Source organism: Brevibacillus jepli (genome assembly GCF_047229145.1).
Lineage (GTDB): Bacteria > Bacillota > Bacilli > Brevibacillales > Brevibacillaceae > Brevibacillus.
Genome location: NZ_JBFEFW010000012.1, coordinates 45,953 through 63,136, shown reverse-complemented (window position 1 = coordinate 63,136; position 17,184 = coordinate 45,953). Strand labels below are relative to the sequence as shown.

Below are 17,184 nucleotides of genomic sequence, written 5' to 3'. Positions count from 1 at the left end.
AGAAGGTACAGCGATGAACAAACACGCAGTCTTCCGTCAAGAACAAGAAAAACGTCGTGAAATATTGGTGTTGCTCAAGAAGCGCCGTTCAGTCAAAGTACAGGAACTGTCGGAGCATTTAGGCATAACAAAAGTCGCGGTTCGTAAGCATTTAGATATTTTGCAAAGAGAACGGTATATAGAATCTCGTATGATACGCCAGCGAACAGGCAGACCAGCCTATGTGTATCAGTTGACGAGTACAGCGGAACAATTATTCCCGCGACACTATAGCGAATTGGCTTCAGAGATAATCGCTGGCATTCAGGATTTGTGTGGGGAAGCATTGCTCCATCAATTATTTGAGAGGCGAACGGAACGGATCATTCAAAAATACAGGGAAACAATGAGGGGACAAAGCTTTGAACAGCGAGTGAAATCGTTGGTGCGATTGCAAGAAGAAGAAGGATATATGCCATGCTTGGAAAAAGTCAGAGATGGAATGTATATGTTTGAAGAGTCCAATTGTCCTGTATTTCAAATAGCGTCTTGCTATCGTCAAGCATGTCAGTGTGAGCTCTTTATGTTTGAGTCGTTGTTAGACGCGCGAGTAGAGCGTACTGCGTGTATGGCTGAAGGCCACGGGAAATGCCGTTACCTGATTACCAAATACCATAACCTTGAAGAATCGTAATGAGAATGGCATCCGTTGCACGCGGATGTCTTTTTGTTGTTAGCTTGGAGTTATTTAGGAAGGGATGACAAATTACTTACTGGAAGGGCAAGCGTCTATACCGACAGAAGGGCGATAACGTATGGATAAAGTAAGGAGTATTTTGATGGAGAGGAGTGAGATCATGGCAAACATCAAGAAACATCCAAAGAATAAAAGACCGATTCTTAACCATCGAGGCTCCTTGAGAAAATCTAGAGCACCTCTTCCACTCCTTTATGGTGCACCAAAGGAACAACAACAGGCACAGATGCAGGAAGATGAAATGAAGAAGCCTATTATATATCGTTCCAAAAGGCATAAGGGCAAAAGAATTCATACAAAGCGGCCTCCTGTTAACCCGACAGCGATTGAGCATGACTTTTCTCGTTCAACGCCTATCCAGAGGAATGAGAAGGAAACCTCGCAAGAAAGTAACAGGGCGCAGCATGAACTGATTCAAGCGAAAGTCGTCTATGCGGAGGGCATCGGACAATCGATGATGCAGGTTTCTTTGCTGGAAGAGATATGGGACGTAGAGTGGGTCCATGCCTTACGTGTGCCTTGGAAGCAAAATTGGAATGAGGTGGAATGCCATAGTAAGATCGAAGTCCATCATATTCGGCACGATGATCATAAGAAGGTAATCTGGATCGCTGGTGATTTGGAAATAAAGGCACTGGGAACCACAGTCCAATCGCAAAAATTGCAGCATGAAACGATTCGCATCCCATTTACATCCACAGTATTACGACCATCCTTACCCACAGCAAAAGTAGTCACAAGCGCAATCCCCCCAAGAGTACCAGCTTGCCCGGCAGATAGATGGGTAGAGGCAGGGGATTGGCAAATCACACTCATAGCAGATCCGCTCATGAATACAAATTCGGGATGTAAGGAGTTTAGCGGATTGGCATCCATTAGTGGTCGTGTATGGTGGTATCGGAAGCAGCTGGTTCCTGTTTGCTCTCCATATATAACGAGCAGGGTGAATAGTACTCGGTAGAAAAAAGGGCAGATAACGCTTGGCATCAGCCAAATCCATATTGAATCTAGTCCATATAATATAAAGAGAGAGGGTGGCTAATAAAGGAGAGATCTATATGGGTATACATGGCGATAACTGTAAGTGTGGTAGTCATGATCAAGTAACGCAAAGTAGCTGTACGGTAGGAAACGCTCGCGTAATCGGGACACCTCCAACCGAAACTACTTTTCCTAGAACGATTAAAGTACCTGTAACATTGGCAGAAACGGCTGTTGTTGTATGTGTGGAGGCAAATGTCCACCTGGAGATGCCTGCACTCGAAATTATTCGGGTATTAAAAAGTGTCATATTGGAGCAATGTGAGCTTGTCCCAACCTTCAACCCGTTGTCAGCAAAGTTGTTCGTCAGTGGCTTGATTCGGAAAAATATCGAGTACACCACAGTCGATCAAGTATCCGACACTGCGGTATGCGGCGATGTACGTCACACAACAGCTCTGGTACCATTCGATTTCTGTACGGACTTAACCTTTCCGGCAGGAGGCCCGACTTTGCAGTTGGCTCCAGATTTCGAGTCACATGGGGAATATCTGAATAAATCGGGTCATGCGGCAAAGATTAACGTAGGCCTGTTTGGCAACCGAAAAGTATATAATGAGAGGCCGTATTGTGAGCTGTTATTCACTGAATTCACCGAATTAGACATCGGCTTGGTTAATAAAAAGTGCAAAGACACAACGAAAACATTCTCGACTGTTCGTGAAAAAATTGTTCTGCGTATCGGTCTGAAGGTTTTGCAGAATCAACAAGTTCCTATTCCAACGACACCACCACCAAAACCGACTCCGCCACCTACCAAACCGCCAGAACCGTGCAATAAAAAATGGTAATACGAAAAGGAAAACTTGGATGAGACACTCCAGTATCCATACTGGGGGTCTCTTTTTTCATGGCGTAAAAAGGATTCCGGGCACCAATCTAGAATCCGAATCTATCCTGTTTCATAAAAGAAGAAAGAATGGCTTTTACATGGATTGTCAAATGGGCAGTCCATTTTTTCTGATCCATTGACTCTGTACAAAAAAGATGACGAGCTACCTACTGAAGAAATGTACCAGCGTGCCCTTGAAAAAGTGGAAGAAATCAACAAAAAAATCATCCAGCTACAACACTTCAAAGGATTGCTGGAGGAAGTTACGAGTCGTCCACCATCCATGTGGTCCCTCTCAAAGGAAAAATGTCCAATTATTCAAAAATGCGCAAAAGGGGAGAAGTAGCATGGGCGCTAAAATTGAAATATTTGTAGACGGCAGTCAATCAAGCTCAGCGTTCGTCCAAAAGGTCAAAGGATTATGCTGTTCAAAATGCGAAGTCGTCGTTCATAACAAACTGGAACAGAGTGTCACGGGAGAATTTGAGGAGAAAACAAAGGCATATGGGATTGAGTCATTGCCAGCCGTTACGATGGATGGAAAAGTAGTGGATTTGGACAAAGTGAAATTTCAATGAAGCAAGAGCATTAAGAATATCACTTCCGTGCAAACAAAATCCGTTTCGGGGCATAAACTCTCCGTTCTGAGGTAGTAGCCGTCACGCATTTGTCTTACGATTTTGGTATAAAGCGAACGGCTTGAAAGGAGAAGGATGTGCTATGTTTCGAATACGTTTCAGCATATTTTTGAGTGTATTTGTCGCTATGGTGGGCCTAATGATAATCGCTCCCGTCATGCCTCCGCTCATTCGTGAATTAGGACTTGGAGAAATTCACTCGGGCATCATTATTTCACTGGGCTCCATTGCAATGGCCGTGATGGCACCTGTCTGGGGGCGATTAAGCGATATAAAAGGAAGGAAAGCAGTCATCGTAATTGGTTTCCTCGGGATGTTTGTGAGCTATGTCTTGTTCACAGCGACGATGTATGCGGGTTTGTCACAGCTGATAGGCGGTACACTTCTGATTGTTTTGCTCATTGTGGCACGCGGCTTGATCGGGTTGTTTATTCCGGCCGTTCCATCAGCAGCGCAGGCGTATATAGCGGACGTTACGAACGAAAAAGGCAGAGCAGCAGGGATGGCCTTAATCGGTGCAGCCAATGGCATGGGGCTTGTTCTTGGCCCGGCGATCGCAGGAGCCTTTGCGCTTATCGGATTGATCTGGCCGTTATACATTGGCGCGCTGTTGCCGATTGTCGCATTAGGCGTAGTGTACTTCTTGATTCCAGCACATAAACCGGTGATTCAAGAGAAGCCTCCCAAGGTGAATCCATTTCAAAAAGGCCTCGCTCTCTATTTGTTTGCCGGCTTGGCTACGATGCTCAGTATCGTCACCTTGCAAGTGGTTGGAGGGTTTTATTTTCAGGATCAGCTGTCTTTGACGACCAAGGAAACCGCCCGAATGATTTCATTGGGTCTCATGATTTCGGGTGTAGCGATGATTATCACACAAGGGCTGCAAATGAAAAATCCGAAATGGCAACCAAAATCGCTGATTCTTTTCGGGTCGGTGCTCATTATTATCGCCTTGTCGCTCTTTCTTTTCTTCATCAATTTGATCGTCTATTACGTGGCTTTCTTCTTGTTTGGTGTAGGAGCTGGGCTCATGATGCCAGGTTTTATGGCAGGGGCTTCATTAGCTGTTTCTCGTGAACAGCAAGGGGGTGTGGCGGGACTTGTGGCATCTGTCCAAGGGATATCCGCTGTCATCGCACCCATTCTCAGCACAGGTCTATACCAATTGAACAAGTATCTACCCTTTGGAGTCGTAACGTTGGTCGTGCTGCTAATGGGGATGACATTGCTTTTCGCAAAAAGCAGGTCAGAGGTGAACGAGAATCGAATAATTGATTCGTAATCGAAAGCCAAAGAAACCATATGTGCTAAGGAGCGGGCCAGATTATTGACAGGCTGAATGCAATCGGCGTGGACTCATCTGATGATAAGAAATAAGAGAAATGACCACTCCCTTTGAGGAGTGGTCATTTTCTATTTCACGCTCGGACTGTAAGGGAGATAAGTGACATCATCTGTCGTAGTTTTGCAATGCTCGCAATAACAAGTGATGGTTACTTCATGTTCACAAGTTGCGTGAACGAGCTCGTAGTACTTCGGCTCCAGATAGCGATTGCCCCAGACAGCCAAGGCGTGAAGCAAGTATTTGAGATCTTGTCCCTTTTGGGTCAGTGCATACTCGTAACGCGGAGGATGACTCGAATAAAGCTCAGACACGACCAAGCCTTCCTGCTCAAGAAACTGGAGACGGTCTGACAAGAGGTTCGAAGCAATTCCTTTTAAAGACTGACGAAGTTCATTAAATCTCGTGTTTCCCAGCAACAATTCCCGTACGATTAAAAGCGTCCAGCGATCTCCGATTATATCAAGCGTACCAGCAATATTGCACGGCAAGTTGTAAGCCTTCGACATTGTATTACCTCCTACGTAACAATCATTTCCTGACAGAAGAGGTGTCCTTATTATGGTAGATCAATCACATAAGATTCGCAACATATACATCTCTTTTGGTTCTGAAAATAAACTAAGTTGAAAAAATAAACTCACTGTCGTATAGTTTTCGTAATGGAATAAATACCCATTCACTTTCACCGTGACAAAAGGAGGTAAGGTCATGTCAGATCCAGAGAAGTCGAGGGAAGCATCCAGGATGATGCGCATTTTCATTTTTTGTGCCTTTTTAGTGGGCTTGGATTCACTCATTGTTGGCCCTTTTATCCCCGTCATCTCAGTCGATTTGCAGTTTCCACCTGAGCTTGGTGGACTCTTGGTCACAGCGTACGGATTGTTGTTCGGTTTGTCTGCGCCGTTGTTTGGTCCGATCTCTGACCGCTGGGGGCGCAAGCGGATGATTTTGTTGGGACTGCTCGTATTTTCAGTCGGCACAGCATTGACGGCGATTGCCAACGACTTTATCTGGGCGCTCATTTATCGGGGTATTGCTGGTTTGGGTGGAGCGATGTGCATGCCGAGTATATATGCACTGATTGGCGACACCTACTCTTATGAAAAACGGGGAAAGGCAATGGGGCTGATTACAGGAGCGATCATTGGCTCTCAAGTGCTGGGGATTCCTGTCGGTACCTTTTTGGCTAAAGCCGGTTCCTGGCGCACTTCATTTTGGCTGATTGCGGGGCTTGGTATCCTTGCTTATGTGTTCGTCATGATGGGAATTGCCAAAACAGCTCCAAAGCGGCAAATCGCGAGTGGACCACTCAAAGCGTATATAACGCAGTTCCAGACGGCTTTTTCGAATCGCTCTGTTTTTTTCGCGTTGTTGTCTACCTTTTTTTGGACGATGGGCTTGCAGGGGATGTTTGCCTATCTTGGTGTTTATTACGAAGAAAATTTCCAGTTGGAAGTAGATGAAATCGGAATCGTCACGATGGTCGCTGCTGCTCTGAGTGTTATCGGCAGTATCGCAGGGGGACGGCTCTCTGATCGTTGGGGCAAAAAGGTGATGCTCGGGATCGCTTCTGTGATGGCCTCCATTGGCGTTCTCACATTTTCCATAATGACGGAAACGTTTTGGGGAGCGTTTTTCTCGCAGTTAGTGTGGGCGACATTTGTAGGGATCGGGCAAGCGACTCTTACTGCCCTTATTTCCGAGCAAAACCCAAGCGTTCGTGGGACTGTACTTTCACTCAATAGCTCGGCTTTGTATATCGGGATGACAGCAGCTACAGCTGTCGCGGCGATGATGTTGACGTGGGGCTTGGGGTATCTTGCAGTGGGGATCATGTGTGCGATTGCGGCCATGTTGGTTCTGCCCGTGACCGTTTATTGTATCAAGGAAAAGGAAGAACAGACTGAGACGAATACAGGGGTGTAGCTCCTCTTTCTTTCCCCAAAACAGAGGCATATAATGGAAGCAGTATGTTCCTTTGGAGGAGGTCGAGAGCGGAGTGAAAATAAGTGAATTATCTCAATTGACAAAAGTAAGCGCGCGTTCCATTCGGCATTATGAAGAAAAAGGGCTGATTCAAGCCGAGAGACTGGAAAATGATTATCGGAATTTTAACGAATCTGCAGTCAAGCGCGTCAAGATGATTCAGCTGTACTTAAAGCTGGGGCTAACAGCTGAAGAAATCAGGACGTTGTTCCGGGGCGAAGTGGCATCTCCTGACGACTATGAATATTGCGAAGAAATGCTGGCTATTTACGAACAAAAGCTAAGGAATGTCAATGAACAAATAGAAGCACTCCAAGAGTGGAAGAAGCTGTTGGAGCGGCAAATTTCGATCACACGTGAAAAAAAGGTTTCCAGCTAAGACCATCGTTACGGCCCCGGAGCATGATCAATTGCTTCGGGGCCGCTCATGTTTACAACGTACTCAGTTTTTGCCCGAGTCCACCGTCGACGGTTAGCTTCGCACCAGTCGTGAAGGTAGCGTCAAAAGCGAGGAATAGAACCGCTCTAGCCACTTCTTCTGATGAACCATGACGTTTCATTGGAGTAACCTTATCGCCAAGCTCCAGGAAGGTAGCTCGTTCTGTATCCGTGAACCCGATCACCCCCATTGACGGCGTATCGATGAATCCAGGGCTGACGACATTGACGCGAATGCCTTTGTCGAGCAGCTCCACCGCAAATCCAGAAGCCAAGGAACGCAATGCCGCTTTGGATGCGCTGTATACACTCATGCCGGGATAGCCGCCTTCATCAGCTACGGATGAGGTTAATACGATCGAGCCGCCTTCATGAATAAGCGGCGCCAATCGTTGAACGGTGAAAAACGCTCCTTTCGTATTCACGGCAAATGTCCGATCATAAGTGTCCTCTGTCACTTCCAAGAATGGTTCAAGCACGGAGATGCCTGCGTTCACATGAAGGAAGTCGATTTTGCCAAAATGGTTCTCCACGAACAGCCCCAAGGCTTGAATATCCTCCATACTCGATACGTCTGACACGACGACATGTGCCCCTTCTCCCAGCTCTCGTCTGGCCTCATCAGCATTTTTCGGATTGCGGCCAGTGACGATCACCTCTGCTCCTCCAGCGATTAAAGCTTTGGCTACGGCTAAACCCATGCCATGTGTTCCTCCCGTAATGACGGCTTTTTTCCCTGCGTAGTTGTTCATTTTTGTTCCTCCTTGTGTGGATGATTAACCTTTCTGAATGTAGTCTAAACGTTGACATTAGTGTGAAAGTCAAGGGCTGAATGCCAAGGAGTTTTTAAAAAAGAGTAGGTGACACGGGATACGAAAATGGCAGCTCAAGCTGAGCGAGTGATGTATAAGCTGGACGGAAGGATCGCTGCTGAGAGAAGGCTTGGGAAATTTAGTAGAAAAAACGGGGATCTGCAAGAGAGAGAAGAAAAGCTATCTTCATGGTTGTTTGGGATGGGGTACTCGTATATCGATTCCGTATTTTGCAGCCGTAGTTACCAACTTTTTAACTTCCTCCTCAGAGGGAGGACCTGCAGGTTTTGGCTGTGCTTCATTCGAAAGAGGAACGCTCAATTCTTTCACAAACTGTTCGAACCCAGATGGATAAACCGTAACCAATACCTTTGCTTCCTCGGTTTGAAGAGAAAAAGTATGCTCGATTCCGCGTGGCGCATACACATACGTACCAGGAGTTGCATGAACAGCCTCGCCCTGGATATAGTACGTGATTTCCCCTTCCAGCACATAGAAGGCTTCATCCTCCAGATAATGAATATGGGGCGGGGGCTCTAATCCCTTTTGTTCATGGAAATGCAAGACCGTGTACTGACCATCTGTATCATCGCCGTTCACTAAAAAGGTAACCTTGCTCCCGAGAAATTTTCGGGTATTTTCTTGATCTGTTTGTCGTACATATGGCATTTTGGACATTGTTCCATCTCCTTTCCCCTTTCCAAAGTTTATGGATTTGGTATACTGAAAGAACGATTTTTTGTAAATTTTTTGAAAAAAGGGTGGTACGGAATGTTAAAGCAGATGCAGATTATCGAATCCGTTAAAGAAGCTTGTGAACAAGACGCCCAAGTAACATCATGCATGATGTATGGTTCCTTTACGAAGGGTGAGGGAGATCAATACTCTGATGTTGAGTTTTATATTTTCATAGAGGATTCTTTTTTTGAAGCATTTCAATCCAAAACTTGGGTTGCCAATATTGCTCCGTACGATTTGATGTTCTTTAATGAGTATGGAACTGAAGTCGTGATATTTTCCAACTTAATCCGAGGTGAGTTTCATTTCTTGCCTACCTCTAAACTCGAAATCATAAAAAGCTTTAAGTCGACAGGCGTTTTTCCAGATACAGAATCCATGTTTATATACGACAACACAGGAAGGTTGAGGGAATGTCTGGATGATTTAAGAGGCAAAGGTCCAGAGAGAATGACTGATGAAAATGTTAACTATGCATTCCATAACTTCGTTAACGCCTGGTTGTTGGGTATAAACGTGATGCGTCGAGGAGAACTCGCACGAGCTTTAGAGGTCTTAACGAATGTGCAAAAGTATATATTGCAGCTGCTTCGAATTAACGAGCAGAATGTAGAACGGTGGCTAAACAGCACGAAGAATTTAGAGCAAGACTTGAGCCCTGAAGCGTACAGGGAATACACATTGTTAACCGCAAAGCTACGGAAAGAGGACTTGGAAAATGCCTATACGCATGCGCTGATGGTGGCAGAAAAATTGAGAAGAGAATTGACGCCTCACTATGCTATTGAGCTAGATGAAAATTGATAGATAAGTTGCGCGACTATTTGAATCAAGCCGAGTAAAAGAAAAAAAGGACCCCGGGGAGTCCTTTTTTCTTGTCAATGATCAACTATATGGATTACGAAGGTTGTTTAGCAGCTTGTCTTTGCGCGAAGGGAGATTGTACGAGTAGGTGCCTACACAATACGTACAATTTGATGGGAAAATTTCGTCGAACCACTTAATAAAAGCTGTCACTGAGCTTTTTCACGATATCGATTCTTTTGCCAAACTAGCAGCTAGAGTTGATATTCGCAGCTACTCCTTTGAAGAAATCGAAGCTTTTCAATATCCGATAAATGTGCTTTACATTTCTCTTAACAAATCGTTTGTAAATGATTGTAAACACGCCATGATTAACTTGCGATTGAAAGGAAAATACGAGTATGTACATTAACCGTGAATTGTCTGAGATGGCCAAAGATTTGATTCGACATTGTACGAGAAGGGCAACAATTACAGATCGAGATACCGTCAAGAGAGAGCTCCAAGAGAACGGAATTCCTGTCTTCGATGCGTTGCTAGATTTACAGGAGAAGTACGGGGGATTGAGCTATTCATTTGGCGGAAAGGCTAACTACAGCTACCTGTTTGATGTGATGAAAGATTCCTCGGATTGCTACCGAATGCCCAAGGTCTGGTATTCCAATGAGCAAGCGTTGGTGGAATGTTTTCATCATAGAAAAGATGGATGGAGTGAAAGTGGATATATCGACCGGGGTGGTAAGCTGTACATTTTAATAAACACAACGTTGAATCTCATCGCGGAGAATATCGAGGAACTATGGGAAACGGAAGCAGTGAAATATAGTCTATTGCGAAAACAAAAACAATGGATAACCAAAAGTATGTACGAGTCAGAGGTAACGAAATGGCTCGAAAATGCCAAGCCCAGTCCTATTTTACTAACACAAGCAAGTCAGGGACAGTCAAACTGGTGGAGGACACAAGATGATCGTTTTTATGTCCATACTTATAATGGTCGAGGATCGTACGCGGAGGCTTATGCTAGAGAGTTCAGTGATTTGCAAAAACAAGATCTAAATAGCTATTTACTTTTAGGGGGTTTTCCTTTTTCTTGCTATCCTTACCCGGAGAAAGAATGCGCTGAAATGGCGTTTACCAAAGAAATGTATCACTTCCGTGGAAGCTTATATCATACTAGCGATTATACTAGAGTCAAAGTTCCCCAGGTAAAGGAAGCGAATGATATCTATTTATATATGACGGGGCAGAAAGAATACGATATGAGGCAGCGAATTGAAGAATTCATCTTGAAGATGCCAGAGCTTGAAATAAGCGTAGAGGATTATGATACGGAGTTGATCGAGTTTGCCTTGCAAAGTGGCGATGGTATGATACTAAAGCTGATCTCGTATCTGGCAAGCGCAGATGAATTGAATCGTAGAAGAACAGCAGCAGAGACCAACGTAGATTGGTTGTTATTCAAAGAATATTTACGGCGTATTTGTTCCTTTATCGAGAAGCATCCGACTCATGTTCATCCGTTGTATTTTCACCCCTATCAAGTGGCAGGAGTCCCAATAGAGTTTGACATTGATGATTATTACGTCTTGAAGAGAATGAATGAATATTCTAATGCAAGGTCGATTAGTAACCGAACGTTATATTATATGAAGTGCGCGAAAGAAGGAAATACAATCGCTGCCGAGATATATCGCGTTTATGAACCGCTGCTCTTGTTCTACTGTCTCGGGGGATACATAACTAAGGAGCATGGATTCATTTCGGTTGGTAATGGTACGATACATCAATCAAGTTGGCAAGCAGTAGCCGGTAAAGAACCGATACATATTTATGACAGCATCGCAGAGGCTTGGGAAAATCGAAATGGGGCATATGCTATCGATCAAATCAATCGGATCAGGTGGGGCCAGAAAAGCGGCAAACTTTTGGGGCAAAGTGTATATTCATCAAAGGAAGACAAAGAGACAATTCATGCAGCATTCACTCGTTTAGAGAGTAAGCTAGGCGTAGTTTCTTCCGATCATACAGTTTCTTTTGAGCGCAGTGAGCCATTTCTATCAAAGGTGTTTGTAGATTGGCAGCAGTCATGTAGTGGTGGAGAGGGAACGATTGCTTACCTGATATGTGAAAGATATCTTGCGTGGGCTAGACTACTGGATCAGAAACATCCAATTGCGACAAAAATTCCATGCTTGTACGAGCCGTTCATTGAGATGCTGCGTGAAGAAGATCAGATGGACAAATGGGAACGAAAGACGATAGAGCTGATTGCCCTTATGGAAAAGGAGCCAATGGAAAACTATGCGGAAGTAATAAGGAGAAGTTTTGATGATCAGATGATAGCAGGATAGACGAAGTGACCATCGATACCGTCATAGAAATCGGAGACTTTTGGGTAAGCAGACCACAGAACGGAAGCCAAGAGATCGTTTTCGATGATGAGTTGATAGAAATGTGGATAGACAGATTACAGTAATTGGGGGAGAATCATTGGACATTCATCTTAGTCAAAATTTCTTGTCCGCTTATGTCCACCATCATAAGTACTATTTAGATGCATGGCGTACGAAAGGGCTCTCATGGAATTGGGGAGCTGCCCTTTTTGGAGAAGCGTGGTTTGCCTTTCGGAAGATGTATGTATTCGCTGCTATTATTTATTCGGTGAATCTCCTTCTGGGTTTTGTCCTGGGTGTAACGGGACTTGATGATGCGACATTAAATGGAATTTACATTCTCTTAGCACTACTTCAACGAGTGCTATTCGGATTAAGTGCTAATTTTATTTACTATTTTTCGGCTGTGAAGAAAATAAAAAAAGCTCACGGTAAACACGCAACGCTTGATCTTGATGAGACAAGGAAGCTTGGCGGGACTAGCGTGCTTGGCGTCGTTGTGGTTGTGCTGGTGAATCTGTGCTTTCGTCTACTAGATCGATTTTTAGCATAGCGGAAAAGTTGTCCATGAAGCGTTTCTTGGATTGGGAGTAAGGAGGTTGTTTGATTGAGTCAAGTGTCGGCAATTGTGGAACAAGCAGAAATGTTGAATGACGAGGGCAAGTTCGACGATGCCTTGGTGCTGCTTACCTCTCATCTTATTAATGAGAAAAAAGCCGTGGGAAGTCCTGAAGAATGCCAAGATCGCTTTCGAGGAATGTACCTTTATACAGAAGCTCTCTTGCACAGCGGGCGGATGTCTGAGGCGAAGGATTTTGCGGATTATCTCCAGGAGCTTGATCACAACGGCTATGAAAAGCTCGGATTACTTGAGGAAGCGAATGAGCTTCAACGATTTATCGAAAGCATTTTTCGAATCTATAATCCTAAATGGGGGCAATTAGCTGCGATACGATCAATGGGGAGTTTATCAGAAGATAGTGAAGGTAAGGACCCAGAGTTTGTTTCACGGTGTCGGTACTTCTTGGCGCTTGCCGATTATCGCGACTATAATGTCGTCGATGCCAGGCGCAAGCTTCCGGTCACTTCGGAGAGCTCGTCCCCTTTCTATAACCAGCAGGTTCGTGAGCTTCATCGCAAAATAGAAGAACGATCTGGACTCGACTTCCAGGAGCTGCGTCAACAGCATCGTGCATTTATCGAAATTGGCGAGCATGACGCGTGGATCGAGAATCTATGCCTGAACGCAGACGGTACCATACTAGCCGTCATGTACCGTGACGGGATCTTGAAGTTGCTGCATACCAAAGACGGGGCAGAGATCGCCTCTTTTGACGAGAATGTCCCTCTCTATCAGGAGGAGAAGGCAGAGGCAGTCGGTCTTGCCTTCAGTCCCGACTCCCGTTATCTTGCCGTCGGGCTTGGTATTGGCATTGTTAAGGTTTACAATGTGGTACAAAAGCGGTTGCATACGGAGTATTCCTATCCGGGATTGAATTGGGAGCAGCTTCCGCAAAATGCGTATTACCGGGAATACACGCACGTTTCCTATAGTGAGAAAGGTACATATCTGGTTATTGTTCCAACTGCTGAGAACTATGATCCTCAAGGGGATCGGGGCTATCCTACTCCCGATTATTACGGTACTTTCTATGTCGTAGACGTCCTCACGGGTCAACTCGTGTTGCAGCATACCTATCAAGGTGAAAAAATCGCCTCAATCCTGATCAGTCCGGACGAGAAGCTGTTAGCAGTGGCTCTGTTTGGGAAAGACCTTGACGTGTGGGATTTGCCTTCGTCAGAAGTAATCGCCAGGCACGCGTACTTTGTCTGGATCGGCTTGCCTTCCCGTATGAGGATGATTGACGCGATCGCTTTTACAAAAGACAGCAAAAAGCTGATTTTTTCAGCCAGTGACTCTTTCGTAGTTGTCCTTGATATTGACCGGGGTTATCCGATTTATAAGATTTGTTTGGAAAACAGGAATCATTGCTGTGCTTTACTCGTAGACAGTCAAGATGCAGTCGTATTAGCCGAGTATGCTCATAACGATTCGGGCCTGATTCGTAAATGGCCGGAGGAGTCAGAAACTGTGGAAACGCTGTTTACCAGTCCCCGATCCTATGTGGACAAGATTGTGATCAGTGAAGAACGAGATGAGATATGGATATATAGCGACCCGGTGGTAGAAGTCAGAAAGTACAGCACTTCTGAATTGATAAAAAGATATGATCCATACCAATGGTCATATTCGTATTTTGCGATTTCGAATACGGTCTCAATCAACGCTCAGTTTAGTATTGTTGCAATCAGTCATGAAAATAAAATTCGGTTGGGGTGAAATGGAAAAATGAACCTTTGGCCAAAACCTTTCCTTGAGCCAGAAGGATTAAAACAACGTATGCTCGTTCTAAGCGCACTTGATATCCTCTTGTGCCCGGAGGAATGGCTACGTAGATATCGGTTCGATCCACAATGGGGAGAGAACGTAACAGTCGCGAGCATAAACAACGGCGCTGGCGACGATTTGTACATCCTGCTCACGCCTGAAGGAGTCGTTGTAAAAGGATTCGATCATGAATCAGAAATGAGTCCTCATGCCAGAGAAGACTACGAGGTTTGGCCAGGTATTTACGAGCAAGCTCCTTCTGCTTTGCTCAATCTCCTAGACGACGAGGCATTTACGAAAGAGGACGCTACGTTTTGTTTATGGCGCCAATCCAGTGATTCAGTTTGGAAGACTGGGGACATACATAATCCGCAAGGGCTGGATGACGGTTCAGATTTTTTGCTTGGGATGATCTATGACACACCAGATGATTATGTAGAGTGGGCAGAAGACTATTACGAGATGAAGATCTCGCTGGATGTAGTTGGTTACACGTTTTCAAATACTGCCATTACTGAAGAAATGATTTTGGAGCTGAATCCGGAAGTTGATTTAGAAATCGCGATCAAGGAGCTTCAAGCGATCGGATTTACAGTTACATAAAGTACGCCATGACTCAAAAAACAATGGAAAGAAGATGACGATATGCCAAAAGGTATGTATTCTCAAGGGGTTGCTGTTCTTCTGTCAACGGCGGTTCCGATTCACCAATTAGCAGACATGCTCCAGGATCAATTCGAAATTGCCAACATCATGGAAACGTTCGATCAATGGGTGTTCAGTGGCCCTAGCTTGCTTATTCCGTACCGACCAGCAGTAAACGGATATATCCAGGTCGATGTCGTCGATAAGCCTTGGCCGGATACAATGGGAGACCCGGCAGAAGATACGATGCTGTTTGGCGCTTGGTCGATGGGCTTTTTTGGTCCGTTTACATTCTCGAATAGCCTCGAGCGCGCAACTCAGCAGTCGTGGGAATTTCCCGAAGGACGGCAAGCTGCATCCGAGCACAAAGCGTTTATCCGTATTCGCTCTTCTTTCGTATTGGGGGAGTCAAACGATCAGGCTACGGTATTGCCTGAGGATTACGAGCCGCTCCCGGAGTTGATGACTGTCACTGCTATTGCTGAGTCGCTATTGAAATTGCCAGAAGCCCTTTGCTTTTTTAATCCGAATGGAGAATGCCTCGCATCTGCCGATTTGCTGGATGAGCTGAATCAACGTTTGGAGCAGACACAGCTTCTGCCATTGGAGCTATGGTCGAATGTCCGATTGTTCAATCTCCCACAAGGGTGGATGTTAATGGATACCGTTGGCATGCAGCAGCTGGATGTGATCGATCATGAGGCGGTATTTGATGGACTAGCGTACGATCCAAACGAAGTAGCGAGTTTCCTGCGTAATATATCCCATTATGTATTCGAGAATGGCCCTGTTATAAAAGAAGGCGATACAACAGATGGCCCTGGTGATATGCACTGGAGGTGTGTTTTGCTGGAAGAAGGGTTAGCAAGTCCGCCGCGTGATGTGATTCGTTGGTATCCGCTTGATGGAAAGGAAAAGCCGGCAGGTCTGGAATAAGGGTACTTGATAGGAAAAGCACGACCATATCCCCAGTTACCAGGGTATTGTCGTGCTTTTATTCGTAAGTATGAGAGAAATCACTGCAGTTACTTATTGATAAGCTCCTCATAGATCAGCTTTCCGTCATGAGTATACACGCCTATCTTTTTGGTCCCCGAGATGGTGTGCTCGATGGCAACAGTTTCATTCGTAGGAGTGATCAGCAATTGATGTGGAAAGTTGAAGCTTTTATTATTAGCGGTATTCGTAATGATCTGGGTATCCGTATGGAACAGCTGTCCCGTCTGCTTGAGCTCTTTTATTTGTTCTGGCTTATTTAGCATATATTGTTGGGGTGAGACGACTTTATCTGCTGCATTTATTTTGGTAAACGTATATTGCTTGTTGGTTTTCGTCACAGCGAGAAAGTGCCCATCGGATGTAGGGTGGATAAACGCATATTTTTTCGAAGCAATGAGCCCTTTTTTATTCATAAGGACATAAAATTCTTCGTTCCCCAGCTTGCCTGAGACAATAAATGCGCCACTGTGCATATTCGATTCGACTTTATAGTTACGGGAAGGCTTCAGCATAATTTTGCCTTCATTGCTGATAAAATGCGTCTGGCCGTTTATTTTCACACGATGCCAGCCTTCACCATACCCGAAATATTCATCAAAAAATGGCTTGCTCAGTATTTTTCCATGAATATTTCGCATGCCCATCTTGTAGTATTCGTCCCCTTTTGCGTCTTTTACCATGTCACCATAGGGCAAGTAGTACGGATCAAACGTTTTCGTAGTCGGTTCGGCTACGTAGAATGGATGATCCGAGTCCGGAAACTTCTTGGTAATTTTCCCTGTTTTGGCATTGTACAGATACGGCAAGTTTCCCGGATAGTCCGTGCCCGTAAACCATTCCCCATGTATCTGCTTGAAACCAACATCGCAACAGGTACCCATCGGTGTAACGTTGCCCTGCTTATCGTAGACCAAATATTCCGTATGCTTAAAAAAGCTGCCATTATAAAAATAACCGTACCCATTTCGGAGCGGGTACACTTCACTTTTATAAGCGAGGTAGTTGCTTTTTATTACTTTTCCAGACGGTGAAACCAATGACATGGTGTAAGTCTTTGGAGGTGAATCGTGCTTGTAAAGTGGTTGCTTCGTGAAAAGAAAGAATGGCTCTGTCAAATGAGATGGGATTTGCAAGTTTTGATACACCACTGGTAATTGCGGTGGATTTAATGGGTCTTGCTGCTCTTCAGCCTTGATTGGCGAGGTAGAGACAAAGGTGAGCAACAGAGCGAGCATGGCTTTTAATAGGATAGAAAATTTCATAATAGAATTCCTCTCTAGTATTTGATGAGATTGTACTTATACTATGACGGTTCAATCGTGATAAATGTTACCATTCTTTTGCAGATACATCACCAAGACGAAAAAATGGAGCAAAAATGAAAA

16 protein-coding genes and 1 pseudogene are annotated in these 17,184 nt (G+C 44.8%); 13 read left to right on the top strand and 4 right to left on the bottom strand.

Features of this window, described 5'->3' with window-relative positions; translation table 11 throughout:
• The first annotated feature begins 13 nt into the window (after positions 1-13).
• From AB1L17_RS14820 to AB1L17_RS14800, 5 genes are all read left to right on the top strand, one after another.
• Positions 14-673, top strand: coding sequence for a helix-turn-helix transcriptional regulator (locus AB1L17_RS14820; RefSeq protein ID WP_412845653.1), 660 nt, complete (start codon positions 14-16; stop codon positions 671-673).
• Positions 674-836: 163 nt separating this feature from the next.
• Positions 837-1,697, top strand: coding sequence for a hypothetical protein (locus tag AB1L17_RS14815; RefSeq protein ID WP_412845654.1), 861 nt, complete (start codon positions 837-839; stop codon positions 1,695-1,697).
• A gap of 97 nt (positions 1,698-1,794) precedes the next feature.
• The gene (locus AB1L17_RS14810; RefSeq protein ID WP_412845655.1) at positions 1,795-2,568 is read left to right on the top strand and encodes a CsxC family protein; all 774 of its coding nucleotides are present in this window, start codon (positions 1,795-1,797) and stop codon (positions 2,566-2,568) included.
• 388 nt (positions 2,569-2,956) lie between these two features.
• Positions 2,957-3,187, top strand: a complete 231-nt coding sequence (locus AB1L17_RS14805; protein WP_412845656.1) for a glutaredoxin — start codon at positions 2,957-2,959, stop codon at positions 3,185-3,187.
• Between the two features lie 142 nt (positions 3,188-3,329).
• Positions 3,330-4,529, top strand: a complete 1,200-nt coding sequence (locus AB1L17_RS14800) for an MFS transporter (RefSeq protein WP_412845657.1) — start codon at positions 3,330-3,332, stop codon at positions 4,527-4,529.
• 131 nt (positions 4,530-4,660) lie between these two features.
• On the opposite strand, the gene AB1L17_RS14795 is transcribed toward AB1L17_RS14800, so the two are convergent.
• Positions 4,661-5,098, bottom strand: coding sequence for a winged helix-turn-helix transcriptional regulator (locus AB1L17_RS14795; RefSeq protein WP_412845658.1), 438 nt, complete (start codon positions 5,096-5,098; stop codon positions 4,661-4,663).
• Between the two features lie 202 nt (positions 5,099-5,300).
• Here AB1L17_RS14795 and AB1L17_RS14790 point away from each other — a divergent pair, with 202 nt between their 5' ends.
• Complete coding sequence (locus tag AB1L17_RS14790) at positions 5,301-6,518, top strand: MFS transporter (RefSeq protein WP_412845659.1); 1,218 nt, start codon at positions 5,301-5,303, stop codon at positions 6,516-6,518.
• A 73-nt stretch (positions 6,519-6,591) separates the two neighbouring features.
• Positions 6,592-6,957 (top strand): MerR family transcriptional regulator, encoded by a 366-nt coding sequence (locus tag AB1L17_RS14785; protein WP_412845660.1) that lies wholly within the window; start codon positions 6,592-6,594, stop codon positions 6,955-6,957.
• Between the two features lie 52 nt (positions 6,958-7,009).
• Here AB1L17_RS14785 and AB1L17_RS14780 read toward each other — a convergent pair whose 3' ends face one another.
• A complete protein-coding gene (locus tag AB1L17_RS14780; protein ID WP_412845661.1) occupies positions 7,010-7,768 on the bottom strand; it encodes an SDR family oxidoreductase in 759 nt (252 codons plus the stop codon).
• 246 nt (positions 7,769-8,014) lie between these two features.
• A complete protein-coding gene (locus AB1L17_RS14775) occupies positions 8,015-8,506 on the bottom strand; it encodes a cupin domain-containing protein (RefSeq protein ID WP_412845662.1) in 492 nt (163 codons plus the stop codon).
• A 93-nt stretch (positions 8,507-8,599) separates the two neighbouring features.
• Between AB1L17_RS14775 and AB1L17_RS14770 the strand changes: the two are divergent.
• The 6 genes and pseudogenes from AB1L17_RS14770 (at position 8,600) to AB1L17_RS14745 (ending at position 15,736) form a co-directional block, all read left to right on the top strand.
• Positions 8,600-9,408, top strand: a pseudogene (locus AB1L17_RS14770) (nucleotidyltransferase).
• A 363-nt stretch (positions 9,409-9,771) separates the two neighbouring features.
• Complete coding sequence (locus AB1L17_RS14765) at positions 9,772-11,724, top strand: hypothetical protein (protein ID WP_412845663.1); 1,953 nt, start codon at positions 9,772-9,774, stop codon at positions 11,722-11,724.
• Positions 11,725-11,863: 139 nt separating this feature from the next.
• Positions 11,864-12,319, top strand: a complete 456-nt coding sequence (locus AB1L17_RS14760; protein ID WP_412845664.1) for a DUF2628 domain-containing protein — start codon at positions 11,864-11,866, stop codon at positions 12,317-12,319.
• 54 nt (positions 12,320-12,373) lie between these two features.
• Complete coding sequence (locus AB1L17_RS14755; RefSeq protein WP_412845665.1) at positions 12,374-14,107, top strand: WD40 repeat domain-containing protein; 1,734 nt, start codon at positions 12,374-12,376, stop codon at positions 14,105-14,107.
• Positions 14,108-14,116: 9 nt separating this feature from the next.
• Complete coding sequence (locus AB1L17_RS14750) at positions 14,117-14,758, top strand: hypothetical protein (protein ID WP_412845666.1); 642 nt, start codon at positions 14,117-14,119, stop codon at positions 14,756-14,758.
• Positions 14,759-14,800: 42 nt separating this feature from the next.
• A complete protein-coding gene (locus AB1L17_RS14745; protein ID WP_412845667.1) occupies positions 14,801-15,736 on the top strand; it encodes a DUF4261 domain-containing protein in 936 nt (311 codons plus the stop codon).
• A gap of 89 nt (positions 15,737-15,825) precedes the next feature.
• On the opposite strand, the gene AB1L17_RS14740 is transcribed toward AB1L17_RS14745, so the two are convergent.
• Positions 15,826-17,061, bottom strand: coding sequence for a hypothetical protein (locus tag AB1L17_RS14740; protein ID WP_412845668.1), 1,236 nt, complete (start codon positions 17,059-17,061; stop codon positions 15,826-15,828).
• Positions 17,062-17,184: the final 123 nt, after the last annotated feature.